This is a genomic window from Caballeronia cordobensis (genome assembly GCF_001544575.2).
In the GTDB taxonomy this organism is placed as follows: Bacteria; Pseudomonadota; Gammaproteobacteria; order Burkholderiales; family Burkholderiaceae; genus Caballeronia; species Caballeronia cordobensis.
The window spans coordinates 96014-110578 of sequence record NZ_FCNY02000007.1 but is presented as its reverse complement, the minus strand read 5'-3'; the positions used below and the strand labels follow the sequence as shown (position 1 = coordinate 110578).

Genomic DNA, 14565 nt, shown 5'->3' with positions numbered 1-14565 from the left:
CGATGCATAACCAACCCGCATCACACGACGCAACCGCCGCAGCGAAAAAGAAGCTGCCGTGGTACCGCAAGCTCGGCATGCAGGTGCTATTGGCGCTCGTCATCGGCATTGCGGTCGGATTGTTGTTTCCGAAGTTCGGTGCCCAGCTCAAGGTGCTCGGCGATATCTTTCTCGCGCTCATCAAGGCCGGTGTCGCGCCGCTCGTGTTTCTCACGATCGTGCATGGCATCGCCTCCGCGGGCGACGTGAAGAGCGCGGGACGCGTGGGCTGGCGCTCGATCGTCTACTTCGAAGTCGTTTCGACGATCGCGCTCGCCGTCGGCCTGCTCGCGGGCAATCTGCTGCAGACCGGCAAGGCGATGACATCCGTCACCGTCGGCGCGGTGCCCGCGATGGCGGTCAAGGCCGCGCCGCAGGGTTTCACCGAGTTCGTCATGCATATCGTGCCGGACAACTTCATCGGCGCGTTCGCGAAGGGTGAGTTGCTGCAGGTCGTCGTGCTCGCGGTGATGGTCGGCATCGGCATTCTCGCGATTCCCGAGCGCCGCCGCGTGCGCATCAACGAAGGGCTCGATCTCATTTCCGAGGTGCTGTTCTCGTTCATCAACCTCGTGATGAAGCTTGCGCCGCTCGGCACGCTCGGCGCGATCGCCTTCTCCGTGGGCAGCAACGGCACGGCGGTGCTGATCGCGCTCGCGCAGCTCGTGTTGAGCTTCTATGCCGTGGTCGTGCTGTTCATCGTCGTGGTGATGGGCGTGATCGCGAAGCTCGCGGGCTTCAGCCTGTGGCGCTTTCTGCGCTATATCAAGGACGAAATCTTCATCGTGCTTGGCACCGCTTCGTCGGAAAGCGCCCTGCCGCGTCTGCTGATCAAGCTCGAACGGCTCGGTTGCGCGAAGCAGACCGTCGGGCTCGTCTTGCCGACCGGCTATGCGTTCAATCTCGACGGCACGTCGATCTTCATGTCGATGGGCGTGATGTTCATCGCGCATGCGTATGGCGTGCCGATCACGCTGGATCATCAGATCGGCATTCTGCTGCTCATGCTGCTCACGTCGAAGGGCGCGGCCACGGTGTCGGGCGGCTCGTTCGTGGTCTTTGCCGCGACCGTCACGTCGACCGGCATTCTGCCCGTGGAAGGGCTCGCGCTGATCTTCGGCGTGTACCGCTTCATGTCGATGGCGATCGCCACCTGCAATACCATCGGCAACAGCCTCGCGACGGTCGTGATCGCCAAGTGGTCGCGCACGTTCGATGACAGCGTCGCCGAGCGGCATCTGCATCCCGAACGCTACCCGGACATTGCGCAGGCCGACGAGAACCTTGCGGACGGCAATCTGTTGCCCGAAGATATGAACGACGCCAATCCGCATCCTCACGGCATTTCAATCACGAGATAGTGTCACGCGCCATGACCACACCATCGCGAATCGAACATGATGCATTCGGCCCCGTCGAGATTCCGTCGGATCGTTACTGGGGTGCGCAGACGCAACGCGCCCTCGGGCTTTTCGAAGTCGGCGAGGAGCGCTTTCCGGTGGTGCTGTTGCGCGCCTTCGGTCTGCAGAAGTTCGCGGCCGCGCGCGCCAACGTGCAATGCGGCGCGCTCGCGCCCGAGCTGGCTTCGGCAATCGAGCAGGCCGCGATCGAACTGCGCGAGGGAAAATGGGACGGCCATTTTCCGCTGACGATTTGGCAAACGGGGTCCGGCACGCAGACCAACATGAACGCCAACGAGGTCATCGCGAACCGCGCGAACGAGTTGCTCGGACAGCCGCTCGGCACGAAGGCGCCGGTGCATCCGAACGATCACGTCAACCGCTCGCAATCGTCCAACGACAGCTTTCCCACGGTGATGCACGTCGCGGCCGCCATCGAGGTGAGCGAACGTCTGCGGCCCGCGCTGGACGAACTCCGCGCGGCGCTCGCGGAACGCAGCCAGGCGTTCGCCGATGTCCTGAAAGTCGCGCGCACGCATCTGATGGACGCCGTGCCGATGACCATGGGGCAAACGTTCGGCACCTTCGCGCAGCAGCTTGCGAACGCGCTCGCCCGCCTCGACGATGCCTTGCCGCGCCTTCTGATCCTGCCGCAGGGCGGCACCGCTGCCGGCACGGGGCTGAACGCGCCGAAGGGTTTCGACGCCTACTTCTGCGCGACGCTCGCGGAGGCGACTGGCTTGTCCTTCGTTCCCAATGCGCACAAGTTCGAAGGCATGGCGGGACACGACGCGCTGGTGGAACTGTCGGGCGCATTGAACACGATCGCGACTTCGCTGCTGAAAATCGCGAACGACATCAGGCTGCTCGCGTCCGGCCCGCGCTGCGGTCTCGGCGAATTGCTGATTCCCGATGACGGTCTCACTTCCTCCATCATGCCGGGCAAACGGAACCCGACCATCGCGGAAGTCGTCGCGCAGGCGTGTTTTCAGGTCATCGGCAATCACCAGACGATCACCGTCGCCAACGCATCCGGCAACTTCGAACTGAACGTCGCCAAGCCGGTGCTCGTGTACAACCTGCTGCAATCGATGCGCGTGCTCGCCGATTCAGCCCGCGTGTTTGCGAGACGCTGTATCCGCGGCATTGATGTGAACCGCGAACAGCTCGCGACGAACGTCGAGCGGTCGCTGCTCGCAGTCACCGCACTCAATCCGACACTCGGTTACGACCGTGTCGCGCAGATCACGGCGAAAGCCCTGCGCGAGCGCATCACGCCGCGCGCGGCGGCGATTGCGCTCGGTTTTCTCGATGGCGACGAATACGACCGGCTGGTCGATTTCGCCGCGCTCGCCGCGGGTGACGCCTCGAAGCGCTGACCGGCTTCAGAAATCGGTCGTCATCGACAACAACACAGTGCGCGGCGCGCCCATCGTCAGATAGCCGCCGATGGTCGATGCCCAGTACGACTTGTTCGCCACGTTCAGCACGCTCGCGCGGAAGGTCGTCGGCTTGCCGAACAGCACGGTCGCGTAACGCGCGCCGAGGTCGAAGCGATCCCAGGCGGGAATCGCGAGCGTGTTCGTCACGTTCAGATACTGCGAGCCCGTGTGGATCCAGCGCGCCGTCAGCGTCAGGCCGCTCAGCACGGGCACGTCATACTCCGCGTTGACGTTGAACAACATGGTCGGGACGCCGATCGGCTTGTTGCCGTCGGTCGCGCCGCCGGCCGTGCCTTCCTGCGTCGCGTGAAGATACGTCGCGCCCGCGATCAGGCGCACGCCCTTCAGCGGCTCGCCGTAAATCGATGCCTCCAGCCCGCGATGCTTCTGCGTCCCGTCCGCGACGAACACGTTCGAACTGTTGACGAACGTGAGCGGCCGCTCGATCTGGAACGCCGCGAACGACGCGCCGTACTGGCCGTTGTCGTATTTCGCGCCGACTTCCCATTGTTTCGACTTCGCCGGCGGAAGCTGGTCGCCGAAGTTCGCGGCGGTATTGGGCGCGGCGTCGCCGATGGTCAGCGCTTCGCTATGGTTCGCGAACAGCGCGACGTGCTCCATCGGCCTGACGACGAGACCGAACACCGGCGTCGTGATCGAGTCGTTGTAATTGCGCGTCTGTGTGCCGGTGTACGCGTAAGTGTTCGACAGCAATTCCTGATGGCGCGCGCCAATGGTGAACAGTACGCGGTCGTTCAGGAAGCCGAGCGTGTCGGAGACGGCGATGCTGCGCATCAGGTTCAACGCCGTCGTCTGCGGATCGGCCAGATTGCCGCCCGAAAGCGTCGTCGGCGGATACGGCACTTGCGGCGTGTCGTAGAGGCTCGTCGGAAACGCGCTGCTGAACGTGAACGCCGACATCGAATCGACCCGCACGATCGACGCGCCCGCCGTCACGAAATGCGACACCGGACCCGTGTTGAAGTGGCCGCGCACGCCCGCTTCCGCCGACGCGCCGTCTTCCTTGTGCGGCACGCCGAGGCGCGTGGCCGTGGTCGTGCCGTTCGCCTGAACGCTCGGCGACGAGTATTCGCCCTGCTCGTCGGTGTGGCGTACGCCGCCCGTCACGTAGGCCGTCCAGCCGGGCAAGAAATCGTACTCCGCGCGCAGGATGCCGACCGTATCCTCGATCGAGCTGAAGCTCCAGGTCTGCGCGTAGTTATAGGTCGCCGCCGGCGGGCCGGGAATGAAGTTCGCGAAGTCGTTGACCGTCGGACGGCCGCCGTTGATGCGCTGGCGCTGGTACAGAAAATCGCCGTAGAGACGCAGCTTGTCGCCGCGCCAGTCGAGCGACACGGCCGTGGTGTTGTCGCGGCGATGTTCGCCGTCGATGCTCGTCTCGCCGTCGTGATTCGCCTGATTCACGCGGATGCCGAACTGCCCTTCGCTGCCGAAGCGCCGGCCGATATCGACGTGCGCCCCGATCTCGCCCGATGCCGTGCCGTCGAGCGTGACGCGCGTGAGCGGCTTGTCGTCGGCGCGCTTGAGTTGCAGATTGATGCCGCCGCCCACCGCCGAGCCGTTCGGCGACGCGCCGTTCAGGAACGCATTCGCACCCTTGAACACGTCCACGCGTTCGAGCGCGTCGGTCGCGACGAGCTGGCGCGGCGTGATGCCGTACAGGCCGTTCAGCGAGACGTCGTCGCCCTGCAGCTCGAAGCCTCGGATCACGTACGTCTCCGCGAAATTGCCGAAAGCATACGCAGTCCGAACCGACGGATCGTTCGCGAGCACGTCGGCGATGGTGCGCGCCTGCTGGTCTTCGATCAGCTTCGACGTATAGGTCGTCATGCTGAACGGCACGTCGAGCATGTTTTGCTGGCCGAGCACGCCGAAATCGGCGCCCCGGGCGACCTGACCGCCCGCGAAGGTCGGCGCGAAATCGCCGGGTAGTGACTCCTTCGACGCCTGGACCTTGACGGCCGGCAAGGTGCTTTCCTGAGGCGCGGCGGCGGCATCGGCCGATTGCGCGTGCGCCGACAGGGAAAAGACCATCGCAACGGCTGCGACGATGATGGCGCGATGTGGCAGCGCGCGGATGGGCGCGGTCTGCGAATGTGAAGTACGGGACGAACGTGAGGCGGACATGAATGCGGACACTACGGGATGGGTCGGTCTTCCGTCCCGGGGCGCGACTGGAATCCGGGCGGCATTGTTCTGACTCGCACGAGGCAAGACTGAATTATGCGCGGATTATAGAGTGAATAAGAGTCGTTATCATTCACGAATTGAAATGTTTTGCGCGAACGCAACATCCCACCCGCGTGTGGTGTTCTTGTCGAGCTTTATTCGAGGTATCAATGCGAGAGTCGAACAGTGGCGGGGAGCCGTTATGACGCCACGGACCCGCCGCGCGCGGCGCGTGCGTCCGCAGCCGCCGCCGAATGTCGGCGCGCCGCCCGCTTTCTGAACCAGATGATGAGGCCGGTGGCGCTCAGCACCGCCACGGCAATGCCCACCGCGCTCACGAGAATGCGCCCGCTCAGGCCCACGATGCGCCCCGAATGCAGCGGAAACTGCGCCTGCATGAAGATGTCGCCCGCCGAGCCGCGGCCTGGGATCGTCGAGCCAGCAAGCGCGCCCGTCTGACCGTTGTAGTAGAGCCAGGCGTTGCCGAGACCCATGTCGCCATGATCGCGGCCGGGGGCGAAAAAGCCGACGCCATACGCCTTGAACATCGGCGCGTAGTAGAGCGCGCCCATCGGTTCGGTGAGATTTTCGCGCTGCGCGTCGCGGGCGGCGGCGGCGATGATCGCTTCGCGCGTGGCCACGGGCTTGCCCGGCGGGCCGGCGCGCACGAGTTCCGGATTGTCGAGGAACGACGGCGAAAGCTTCGAGAACATCGAGACGACCGGGCGCATCACCGGCTCGGCGAGATTCATCGAGATCGACGTGAGCGCCATCACGAGCAGCAGGCCCCAGATCCACACGCCGCCCGAGCGATGCAGGTCGAATGTGAGCGCGTAGCCGCCGCGTTTTACGCGAAACGCGAACGACTTGCGCCATGCTTTCACGCTCGGAAACGAGAGGATCAGCGCGATGCCGCTGTCGAGAAACCACATGATGCCGACAATGCCGATCAGCCACGTGCCGACATCGAAACCGCCGACGATCGGCAAATGCAGCGTGTAGTGCAGCTTGTAGAGAAACGGCATCAGGTCGATGCGCGCCAGCGAGAACGCGCCCCACATGCGTTGCGCCTGAACCTGGCCCGTCGCGGGATCGACGGCGATCTGGTTGTACGGCACGTCATACGGCGCGTTCGTCGCCGGATTCGTGCGCGGCATGACCATCATCTGCGCGGTGTGTCCCGGCTCGACGCCGAGCGGCATGTACGTCACCTCGACGCGCGGATCGGCGGCCTCCACGCGGCGCGCGAGTTCGAGCGGCGGCAGCGCCGGGCCCCCGGTGCGCGCGTGGAAAAAGGCGGGATTGAGTATCTCGTCGATCTCGTGATCCCACGCGATGATCGCGCCGGTGAGACCCGAGACGAACAGAAAGAGCGCGGTCGCGACGCCGAGCCATCGATGCAGGCGAACCAGAACCGGCCTCATGCCCGCGATCCTTCGAAGGGGCCGTGCGAAAACGCAATCATCGTTACGATGTTATGTAAATAGGAATTGTTCGCATTTTATAGACATTCGATCCGATATACAAGGTTCTCGTAAGCTGCTTACCAGGATTACCGCTTCACGCGGCGAGCGGGCGGAAAGGGTCCTGCGACACACTTCGACATAACTCCCGCGTCACGCCCGTCCCTTGTGCGACAAGGCTTTGCGGGCGACCCGTGACATTCCATGAAATAGTTTGTGCGTGGTTTTTAACCGGGTCGATCGCCACAATGGGTTCATTCGCAACCACCCACCAAGGCGAACCATCATGGAACCCGCACTGCTCGCAAAGATTTCGATGTACGCGCTGGGCATCGTCCTCGCCGCGTCGATGATCGAAGCCATCGTTCTGCACTTCAAGCACAAGGGCACCGACAAGGCCTTCGACTGGCACGAAACCTGGATTTCGCTCGTCGATCTCGTCGGCCGCAAGCTGCTCGCGTTCGTGCCGATCTCGCTCGCGACGCCGGTCTTCAACTTCGCGTGGGAGCATCGCATCCACACGGTCACGACGAACACCGCGCTCACGCTCTTTCTGCTCTTCATCGGACAGGAGTTCTGCTACTACTGGTACCACCGCGCGTCGCACACGATCCGTTTCTTCTGGGCGAATCACGCGGTGCATCACTCGCCGAACCAGTTGACGCTGTCGTCCGCGTACCGGCTGGGCTGGCTGACCAAGCTCGCGGGCTCGGCCATCTTCTTCACCCCGCTCGTGTGGCTCGGCGTGAAGCCGGAAGTGGTGCTCGCGGTCGTGTCGATCAACCTGCTCTATCAGTTCTGGCTGCACGCAACCTGGATTCCGAAGCTCGGCTGGCTCGAATACGTGTTCAACACGCCCTCGTCGCACCGCGTGCACCACGCTTCGAACGCGACGTATCTGGATGCGAACTTCGGCGGCGTGCTCGTGATCTTCGACCGGCTGTTCGGCACCTATGTGGAAGAACGCGCCGATGAACCCTGCGTCTACGGTCTCACGACCCCGGTGACGTCGCACAACCCGATCGTCGTCGAGATGGAGCACTGGGTCAGCCTCGTGAAGGACATGTTCAACGCGAAGAGCGTGTCGGATGCAGTCGGCTTCCTGCTGCGCCCCCCGGGCTGGCTGCCGAACGGCGAAGGCAAGACGACGGAAGAGTTGCAAAAGCGCGCGGCGCAGGCGGTCGAACAACCGGTTCACGCCGGACACTAAGAAGCGCTTCGCAGCGGTACTTTCGAATCCCGATGCCGGCATCGGGATTTTTTTATTGCTTACGGCGGATCGTGGCCGACGCGACGCCCGCCGCGCCAAAGGCGCACGCCGCCGAAAGCAGCGCGACGGCGCGCAACGCCTCGGCGATGGCTTCGGCCTGCGCGCGGGCAAGCGGCGTCGCGGGCTCGGCGGGCGCGGCGGGAAGCACGTCGGCGTCGAGCACGGACATGCTCTGGCGCGGCACATGCAAGCGGTCGAGCCGCGCCGACAAAGCCGCATCGTGCGCGCGCACGAACACGATGCCGAGCACGGCGATCGCGAGCAGGCCCGCCACGCGCGCGACCGCATTGTTGATCCCCGACGCGACGCCCGCGCGCTCGCCCGGCACCGACGCCATCACGGTCGTGGTCAGCGGCGCGACGGTGATCGTCAGACCCACACCGAGCACGACGAGCGCGGGCAGAAATCCCGCCCAATAGCTTCCCGCGACGAACGGCAGCCCGAGCATCGCAAAGCCGAGGCCCGCGACGCACGGCCCGGCGATCAGCAACGCGCGCGCGCCGAAGCGGCCCGTGAGTCCGCCCGTGAACCGCGACAGCAGGCCGATGATGAGCGGCATCGGCAGAACGGCGGCGCCCGCTTCGGTCGCGCTGTAGCCGTACGCGCGAATCAGCGTGAACGGCAGAAAAAACAGCGCGCCGCCGAGCCCGAAGTAAAGCAGCAGCGTGACGAGATTCGCGCCGCTGAAATCGCGCGAGCGGAAGATGTCGAGCGGGACCATCGGATCGCGCGATCTCGCCTCGATCGCGACGAACGCCGCGAGCAGCGCGACGCCCGCGCCGACCATGCCGAGCACGAGCGGATCGGCGAAGCCGCGCGACGGCGCTTCGGTGAGGCCGAACGTGAGCGCCGCGAGACCCGCCGCCGTGGCCGCCGCGCCCGGCCAGTCGAGCGTCTGCGGGGCGTCGGCGTCATGGCTGTCGGGCACCGCTGCGAGCGCCAGCGCGATCGTCGCGGCGGCGAGCGGCAGATTGAGGAAGAAGATCGCGCGCCACGAATAGACGTCGACGAGCCAGCCGCCCGCCGCCGGCCCCACCGACGACGTGATCGCGCCCACGCCCGCCCACGTGCCGATGGCGCGGCCGCGCGCTTCGCCCTCGAACACCGCGCCGATGATCGCGAGGCTGCCCGGCACGAGCAGCGCCGCGCCCACGCCCTGCAACGCGCGCGCCGCGATCAGCCAGCCCATGCCGGGCGCCGCGCCGCACGCCGCCGACGCAGCCGTGAAAATCGCGATGCCCGCGATGAACACCTTGCGCCGCCCGAGCTTGTCGCCCATCGAGCCGCCCACGAGCACGAGCGCGCCGAGAAACAGCAGATACGCGTCGACGACCCATTGCATCGCCGCGATGCTCGCGCCGAGTTCGCGCTGTATCGACGGCAACGCGACGTTCACGACCGAGCCGTCGATGAACGCCATGCTCGACCCGAGGATCGTCGCCGCCAGCGCGAGACGCTTGCGCCGGCACGGGCGGTCGGTGGCGACGGGCTGCGCGCGGATGACGAGCTCGTCGCACGGACTCGCCTGCGAGGCGACCGCGTGCGCGTGCGTGCGCGCCCGGCTTTCGAGAGGTCGGCTGGCCAAAGTCGCTTCCTTGTTTTGGCGAAAGGCCAAGTAAAGCATGTCCACGGCGACAACGTGAGATACGCGCCGTTACGCGCGCCGGCGTCAAGCGTTAAGCTAACGGCTTCCGCTTGCTCGAGATGACGCCATGAATCGAACAGCAGGAGTCGCGCAAAGCCGATGGCTCGCCGACGCGCGCGAAGAAATCGCCGCCGCGCTGCGAACCTCCGACGAAGCCTGGCTGCACGACATGAGCATGCGCTGGGGATGCCGCCTCGCGATGCTCGTCGCCGATTTCGGCGTGCGCGTGATGCTTCACGAAGAAGGCGTCGTCATGAAGCTGGAATTGCCGGCCGACGCGAACAACGCGCTCGTCGATGGCGACATCGACCTGCCCGATTCCCTCGCGCGCGCGGCCTGGATCAAGCTGTCGAAATTCGAAGAGCACGCGACCGCCGTGCTGGAGGCGAGCGCGCTCATTCAGGGCGAGGCGCGCTGCAACGCCTGCCACGAGACGATTCTCGCGTGGCGACAGATGCTCATCGCGGCGAACGAGTGGCCGAGAGACGAAGCGGACCCGTACATCAGCCATGCGTGCCGGCCGATCCTGAAGCAGTTCATGAACGTGGCCGCGTGCGCGACGAACGGACATCAGTTCGAACTCGCCCGCGCCGGCGACTATGAAGAAGCGTGGCGCGAATTCGAGAGCTTCTGCGCGAACGAACACGCGAGCCCCGTGACGGAATGGGGCCGCAAGTATCGCAACCGGCAAGGCGCGGCGAGCCGCCGCTTCGCGGGGTCTACGGACTCGATTTGGTTCAGAACCGATGCCGCAATCCGACCGTCGCCTCGACCTGATTACTCGTCGAAGACGGCGCGGTGATGCCGTTGATCCACGACACACCTAAAGGCGATCCGCTGCCCGCGCTCACGCCCTGCCACACGCCTTGAACATACACATCCGTGCGCCGCGTGAAGCTGTAGCCGGCCATCGCGCTGACCTGGTTCCAGTGCGGATTGCCGCCGCCCGCGAGCGCGCTCGCCCGCGTGTACGTATAAGCGGCCGAGAGTTCGACCGCGGGCGTCAACGCATAACGCAGATTGCCTTCGAAGTTCTGGAAGTGCGTGCTGAGCCCGGTCTGGAACAATTGCGTGAGATTCGTCTGCGTATAGACGAAGCCCGCCACGGCCGGGCCGAACGAATAGTTCACGCCCGCGCCCCACGTCTGTTGACGGCTCGACAATGCGCCGAGCGGCACGCCTTGCAGCGATGAGGCGCTCGTATCGGTAACAGCGCCATTCGAATTCAGTTGCGCGGGCGTTTGCGCGTCGCCATTGAGTTGCAGGAATCCGGCGCCGAAGTTGAGCGGCCCCCACATGTACGACATGCCGAAGCTATACGCGCGATTGTTCGAAAAACCGCCCGCCTGATTCGAGAACCCATAGAGCGCGCCGAGTTTGAAGCCCGCGAAATCGGGGCTTTGATATTTCACCGCGTTATTGATCTGGAACGAATCGTTGAGGTTATCGACATCGAACGGATGCGCGAAATGCGTGCCGCCGTATTCGGTGCCGGTCAACGAAAGCGGACCGACGAAGTCCACCATGTCGTCGGTCTGACGACCGAACGTCAGCACGCCGTAGTCGCGGCTCGACAAGCCCACGTATGCCTGCCGGTTGAAAATGCGGTTGCTCGACGTGTTCTGCCCGCTGTTCAGGTTGAAGCCGTTTTCCAGATTGAAGATGGCTTTCAGGCCGCCGCCCAGATCTTCCGCGCCGCGCAAGCCCCAGCGGCTGTATTGCACGGGCCCGCTTTTCAGTTCCCAGTTGCTATGCCCGGCGCCTGTCGGGCCGACCTGATTGTTCGTGTAGGTCACGCCCGCGTCGATCAGCCCGTAGAGCGTCACGCTGCTTTGCGCGTGCGCCGCGCCGGCCAGCGTGAACAACGTCGCCGTGCCGGATATAAGCAACTTGTTCATTTGCCTGGGCTCCATCGATGTCATCACGGGACGCAGCGCGTTTCATCCACATTATGCGACCGCATCGGCAAACGGCAACCGGAAAATATGAACGCTCAGAAGTCGCGGCGCACGGAGAAAGTCATGCCTTTCTCATGCTCGTGATTCACGCCGAGCTGCGGATTCGCCGAGAAGTGCCATTCGTCTTCGTCACTCGCGACGCCGTCTCGCGGCTTGACCGGCCCGGGCACGGAAGTCGTCGACGGCGATTGCGGATAAAGCCGCGCGACCTGGCCCAGATCGGGATGAATGCTGTTGTCGTATTTGGATAGCGTGACGGCGTCCAGCACGCTCATGCCCTTGAAAAGATATCGCAGGCGCTGCGGCTTGACCGAATGCGCGGAAGCGGTCGAGACGATGGCGGGATAAGGGAAAAACAGCACATTCGCCGCGACTCGCGTAATGGGAATCACGCGAGTTTGCTCATTGGCTGATGCAGTGATGCCGACGAATAAAGCCACGATGCCGGCAAACCAGTATCTTCGGATATGGCGTGTCATCGAATGCCCAAAAGGCCTGCTATCGAAATATATCAGGCGTCATTAAAGCATTTTAATTCATTCGACGAAGGTTTTCCTGGCAACGACGCCGTTCATCGTGCAGGAAATCGAAATGATCGCGCGCACCGCTATAAGGCTTTCACAAGTGCGCGCGCAACACCTATCTTGAAGAGCGCCCTTCGCAGCAGCACGGGCACGTCGCCTTCCGTGCATCGGCGCAGTGCGTTTCGTTTGTTCATGTCTCCCCTTTCCGTCGCACTTTCGCCACAAGGAGATGTTTCGATGAGCAAGCATTCCAGAAATGGTGCATCGCATTCTTCCGCGCTCGCAGGCGATGAACTTCGACTCGTCGATGCCTGGTGGCGCGCGTGCAACTATCTCTCGGCGGGCATGATCTTTCTCGCCGACAATCCGCTCCTGCGCGAACCGCTGAAAGCGGATCACGTGAAGCGGCGTCTGCTCGGGCACTGGGGCGCGAGTCCGGCGCTGTCTTTCGTGTGGGCGCATCTGAATCGCGTGATCAGGCGTGAGGATCTCGACGTGATCTTCATGGCCGGCCCCGGTCACGGCGCGCCCGGCGTGCTCGGCCCGGCGTATCTCGAAGGCACGTATTCCGAGGTCTATCCGGACAAGAGCGAAGATGCCGAGGGCATGCAGAAGTTCTTCAAGCAGTTCTCCTTTCCCGGTCATATCGGCTCGCATGTGACGCCTGAAACGCCGGGGTCCATTCACGAAGGCGGCGAACTGGGCTATAGCCTTTCGCACGCTTATGGCGCCGCGCTGGATAACCCTGACCTCATCGTCGCGTGTGTCGTCGGCGACGGTGAAGCGGAAACCGGCCCGCTCGCGACGGCGTGGCATTCGAACAAGTTCATCAATCCCGCGCGCGATGGCGCGGTGCTGCCGATCCTGAACCTGAACGGCTACAAGATCGCCAATCCGACGATTCTCGCGCGCATCAGCCATCAGGAACTCGAAGCGCTGTTCGTCGGTTATGGCTACCGGCCGTATTTCGTCGAAGGCTCGGATCATGCGCAGATGCACGAAAAGATGGCGGAAACGCTCGATGCCGCCGTCGCCGATATCCACGCGATCTGGGAAAAGGCCCGCAGCGGCAAGGCCACGGAACGGCCGCGCTGGCCGATGATCGTGCTGCGCACGCCGAAGGGATGGACCGGCCCGAAGGAAATCAACGGCCATAAAGTGGAAGGCTCGTGGCGCGCGCATCAGGTGCCCTTCTCGGACGTGCATAACAATCCCGCCAATCTCGCCGTGCTCGAACGCTGGATGCAGAGCTACAAACCCGAGGAGCTATTCGACGAAAGCGGCCGCCTGCGCGCGGAAATCAGGGCGACAGCGCCCGCCGGAACGCGGCGCATGAGTGCGAATCCTCACGCGAACGGCGGCATGCTGCGCAAGGAACTGAAGATGCCCGACTTCCGCGACTATGCCGTCGATGTCGGTCAGGCGGGCAAGATCCTGCACGAGAACACGCGTCCGCTCGGCGCCTTCCTGCGCGACATCATGCGTTGCAACATGGAATCGTTCCGCGTGTTCGGCCCCGACGAAACCGCGTCGAACCGGCTTCAGGCCATCTATGAAGTCAGCAAGAAAGTCTGGATGGCAGATTTTCTACCGGAAGACGAGGACGGCGGCGAACTCGCGCGCGATGGCCGCGTCATGGAAATGCTCTCCGAGCACACCTTGCTCGGCTGGCTGGAAGGCTATCTGCTCACGGGGCGGCACGGCTTTTTCCACACGTACGAGGCCTTCGCGCATGTGATCGACTCCATGTTCAACCAGCATGCAAAATGGCTCGATATCTGCAAGAACCATGTGCCGTGGCGCGCGTCGGTGTCGTCGCAAACCATTCTGCTTTCGTCCACCGTGTGGCGGCAGGATCATAACGGCTTCTCGCATCAGGATCCCGGCTTCATCGATCTCGTCACGAACAAGAGCCCGTCCGTCACGCGCGTCTATCTTCCGCCGGATGCCAATACGCTGCTCGTCGTGGCCGATCAATGCATGCGCTCGACCGATTGCATCAACATCATCGTCGCGGACAAGCAGAAGCATCTGCAGTTCGCGACCATCGACGAAGCGGTCGTGCATTGCGCGAAAGGCATCGGCGTATGGCGGCGCGCCAGCACCGACGAAGGCGAAGAACCCGATGTGGTGCTGGCCTCATGCGGCGATGTCGCGACGCAGGAAGCGCTCGCCGCCGCCGCGATTCTGCGCGAACGCCTGCCCGAGTTGAAGCTGCGCTTCGTGAACGTGGTCGATCTCTTCCGCATGCAGCCCGATACCGAGCATCCGCACGGATCGAGCGCGCGCGAATTCGACAGCCTCTTCACGCTCGACAAGCCCGTGATCTTCAATTTTCACGGCTATCCGTGGCTGATTCACAAGCTCGCGTATCGCTTCCATAACCATGAAAATCTGCATGTGCGCGGCTATAAGGAGAAAGGCAACATCAACACGCCGCTTGAACTGGCGATACTCAATCAGGCGGATCGTTTCAATCTCGTGATCGACGTGCTCGATCGCGTGCCGCGCCTGCAAAGCCGGGCCACGCATCTGCGGGAAGACATGCGAAACGCGATCATCCGTCATCTGGATTACGCGCACACGCACGGCACCGACAAGCCGGAAATCGCCGAATGGGTCTGGCCGTTCTGA

10 protein-coding genes are annotated in these 14565 nt (G+C 63.8%); 5 read left to right on the top strand and 5 right to left on the bottom strand.

Annotation, left to right across the window (positions count from 1 at the left end):
- Nucleotides 1-2 precede the first annotated feature (2 nt).
- A complete protein-coding gene (locus tag AWB70_RS15010; protein WP_053569262.1) occupies nucleotides 3-1400 on the top strand; it encodes a cation:dicarboxylate symporter family transporter in 1398 nt (465 codons plus the stop codon).
- Nucleotides 1401-1411: 11 nt separating this feature from the next.
- Complete coding sequence (locus tag AWB70_RS15005) at nucleotides 1412-2818, top strand: class II fumarate hydratase (RefSeq protein WP_053569040.1); 1407 nt, start codon at nucleotides 1412-1414, stop codon at nucleotides 2816-2818.
- Nucleotides 2819-2824: 6 nt separating this feature from the next.
- Here the strand turns inward: AWB70_RS15005 and AWB70_RS15000 are convergent, their stop codons facing one another.
- Complete coding sequence (locus tag AWB70_RS15000; RefSeq protein WP_235024255.1) at nucleotides 2825-4936, bottom strand: TonB-dependent receptor; 2112 nt, start codon at nucleotides 4934-4936, stop codon at nucleotides 2825-2827.
- Between the two features lie 335 nt (nucleotides 4937-5271).
- Nucleotides 5272-6495, bottom strand: coding sequence for a PepSY-associated TM helix domain-containing protein (locus AWB70_RS14995; protein ID WP_053569038.1), 1224 nt, complete (start codon nucleotides 6493-6495; stop codon nucleotides 5272-5274).
- 325 nt (nucleotides 6496-6820) lie between these two features.
- Between AWB70_RS14995 and AWB70_RS14990 the strand changes: the two genes are divergently transcribed.
- Entirely contained in the window at nucleotides 6821-7744 is a 924-nt protein-coding gene (locus AWB70_RS14990) for a sterol desaturase family protein (RefSeq protein ID WP_053569037.1), read from the top strand.
- A 52-nt stretch (nucleotides 7745-7796) separates the two neighbouring features.
- On the opposite strand, the gene AWB70_RS14985 is transcribed toward AWB70_RS14990, so the two are convergent.
- Nucleotides 7797-9389, bottom strand: a complete 1593-nt coding sequence (locus AWB70_RS14985) for an MFS transporter (protein WP_053569036.1) — start codon at nucleotides 9387-9389, stop codon at nucleotides 7797-7799.
- Between the two features lie 127 nt (nucleotides 9390-9516).
- On the opposite strand from AWB70_RS14985, the gene AWB70_RS14980 reads away from it, so the two are divergent.
- Nucleotides 9517-10251 (top strand): hypothetical protein, encoded by a 735-nt coding sequence (locus AWB70_RS14980; protein WP_053569035.1) that lies wholly within the window; start codon nucleotides 9517-9519, stop codon nucleotides 10249-10251.
- Here AWB70_RS14980 and AWB70_RS14975 read toward each other — a convergent pair.
- Both AWB70_RS14975 and AWB70_RS14970 read right to left on the bottom strand, forming a co-directional pair.
- Nucleotides 10187-11347, bottom strand: coding sequence for a porin (locus AWB70_RS14975; RefSeq protein WP_053569034.1), 1161 nt, complete (start codon nucleotides 11345-11347; stop codon nucleotides 10187-10189). The two genes, AWB70_RS14980 and AWB70_RS14975, sit on opposite strands and share 65 nt — an antisense overlap.
- Nucleotides 11348-11442: 95 nt before the next feature.
- Complete coding sequence (locus AWB70_RS14970; protein ID WP_235024254.1) at nucleotides 11443-11886, bottom strand: hypothetical protein; 444 nt, start codon at nucleotides 11884-11886, stop codon at nucleotides 11443-11445.
- Nucleotides 11887-12168: 282 nt separating this feature from the next.
- On the opposite strand from AWB70_RS14970, the gene AWB70_RS14965 reads away from it, so the two are divergent.
- Complete coding sequence (locus AWB70_RS14965; protein ID WP_053569033.1) at nucleotides 12169-14565, top strand: phosphoketolase family protein; 2397 nt, start codon at nucleotides 12169-12171, stop codon at nucleotides 14563-14565.